The sequence below is a fragment of the Gordonia alkanivorans NBRC 16433 genome (genome assembly GCF_000225505.1).
In the GTDB taxonomy this organism is placed as follows: domain Bacteria; phylum Actinomycetota; class Actinomycetes; order Mycobacteriales; family Mycobacteriaceae; genus Gordonia; species Gordonia alkanivorans.
Genome location: NZ_BACI01000064.1, coordinates 1 through 1,593, shown reverse-complemented (window position 1 = coordinate 1,593; position 1,593 = coordinate 1). Strand labels below are relative to the sequence as shown.

The 1,593-nt window shown below is 58.3% G+C and carries 2 protein-coding genes and 1 pseudogene; 2 read left to right on the top strand and 1 reads right to left on the bottom strand.

The genetic code is table 11. From position 1 onward, the window contains the following. Nucleotides 1–181, top strand: a pseudogene (locus tag GOALK_RS12250) (alpha/beta hydrolase); the annotation flags it as partial. Nucleotides 182–262: 81 nt separating this feature from the next. After that, nucleotides 263–1,015 carry a TetR/AcrR family transcriptional regulator gene (locus GOALK_RS12245; protein ID WP_035755987.1) on the top strand — a complete coding sequence of 251 codons (753 nt, stop codon included), beginning with the start codon at nt 263–265 and terminating at the stop codon, nt 1,013–1,015. 199 nt (nt 1,016–1,214) lie between these two features. On the opposite strand, the gene GOALK_RS24600 is transcribed toward GOALK_RS12245, so the two are convergent. After that, nucleotides 1,215–1,593 (bottom strand): DoxX-related protein (locus GOALK_RS24600; protein WP_306302400.1); only part of this gene is annotated, 379 nt, incomplete at its 5' end.

Sequence of the window (1,593 nt, the reverse complement as noted above, 5' to 3'; positions counted from 1 at the left end):
CTCTGCCGACAAGTTGACACCCGAGGTTCATTCCATTGATCTCGCCGAACGCCTGCAGCAGCGCGGTCGGTTGCACGATTTCGTGGTGTTGCCGCAGATCGGTCACATGATCAACATGGAGGCACCGAACGATTTCAACGAAGCAGCGGCGCGATTGGACGCAGCCACGGTAGAAAGTTGACTCCTGAACCGTATCTATGACCGAATGCACATGAGCTGATGATCGCTTGGGGGAGGGACTTCCGGTATTGTTACTCCTAGAATGTCAGTCGTCCGCCGAGTTTCCTCCGCGCCATCTCAGGTGCAGCGCCGGGTGATGGATGCCCGTAGCACTCGTTGGGATGAACACCGAGTCGCGGTACGCGCACAGCTGGTCGACGCGGCCATCCGGATCATCGAACGCTATGGCGCAAGCGTCAGCATGGACGACATCGCTGCGGAGGCCGGCGTATCTAAGCCGAAGCTGTACCGCTACTTCGGCGACAAAGCGGGCTTGAACGGGGCGGTGGCGGCAAAACTCGGTGCGTTGATGTGGGAGTCGGCGCAAGTCACAATCTTTGCTGAGCAAGATCATGCGTCTGTTGACGATATGATTCGCTCGTCGGTCCAGTCCTACGTCGCGCTGGTTGGGAAACACCCCGTGGTCGTCAGGTTCCTTATGGCGAATCACTTGTTTCAGTACTCCGGATCGGGAGATGGCGGAGTTGCTGACCAACTGAGGTCGGTGATGGAGGCCGTCGCCGACCGGTTCACTGAAAGTCTGCAGCGTGTTCACGCAGATGCCTCGATCATTCCCTTGGCCGTGGCGTCCATTCTGGGTTCTGGACTATCGGCGACTCAGTGGTGGATCGACAACGGTCGTGAGCAAGGGGTAGACGACAAGTTCTTCGCCGCACACCTATCGGAGACAACGTGGGGAATAATCAACGGCGCGGCCGCAACCGTAGGCGTTGCCTTCTCACCTGATCTGCCATTTAGCCATCCCGGTTTCGCGTCCCGCCTCGAGATGAACTGACCCGCGTTTGCAGCTAGTTGCTGGCCCAGTGTGCCGCTGGCTCTGGATGTAATTCCGCCGCCGGCACCCCCGGTACGCAGCCATCGGACTACTCACGCCACAAGCTTTTCCCTCTTCGCCGAGGCGCCCCTGCACGTCAGCGAACTCGACGAGTAATCCTTTCATGGCACTGCATTAGAGTGAATGTCGGCGGTCACTGTCAGGCTTGCACGACTCGCCTGCCGAGGAACCCGACATATGCGACCACCCCAATCAAACCGTAAACGCGGGACCGGCTGTTGGAGAGGGCGAGGCCGATCAGGGTCTCACTTGCACCATTCGCGTAAGTCCATTCACGCGTGTTCTCGGGAAATGCAAGCTTGGTGATCGATTCAAAAGCCTGCGGAACAACAAAGTGCGCCAACCCTGTTCCCGCCATTCCCAAACCGATCAATTTCGGCAACACCGACGTCGTCGCCTTTCCGGTCTTGTAGGCGGTTTTCGCTGTCACCACCGCCGGACTCCTAGACGCAACGGCCGCAGCCACATGCGTTGCCTTCGACTTCTGCTTTTCAGCAATTTTCAATTGCCGCACCTTT